Consider the following 392-nt stretch of genomic DNA (forward strand, 5'->3'; position numbering starts at 1 on the left):
CGCGGTCGCGCCCTCGCTGTGGCGCAGCGTGTCGCCCACCTCCCAGCCGCGCTCGCGCGCGGTGCGCCGGTGCACGACGACGTCCCCCGCCTCGAGCGTCGCCGTCGGGTCTCCCGCGAGCGCCACGGGGTCCAGGGCGGTGTCGAAGAATCCGGCAGGTACGCCCGCGACGTCGGTCCCGCGGGCCTCGGCGGCACCCGACGCGTCGTCGGGCCCGGTGCCCGACCCGGACGTCTCGCTCCCGGAAGCGTCGACCGTCGCGACGGGCGCGAGGCCGAGGCGCACGGTGTCGACGACCGCGGCGCCGGGCGTCGCCGTCACGGCGTCGACCGCACCGTCGGGGACCACGAGGGTCGCGGAGTCGACGACGAGGTCGGCCCGCACCCCGTGCT

1 pseudogene is annotated in these 392 nt (G+C 78.6%); it reads right to left on the reverse strand.

From position 1 onward, the window contains the following. Positions 1-392: pseudogene (locus G3I78_RS50410) on the reverse strand (hypothetical protein); the annotation flags it as partial.

Origin of the sequence: Streptomyces sp. SID13726 (assembly GCF_010548375.1) — a bacterium.
In the GTDB taxonomy this organism is placed as follows: Bacteria; Actinomycetota; Actinomycetes; order Streptomycetales; family Streptomycetaceae; genus Streptomyces.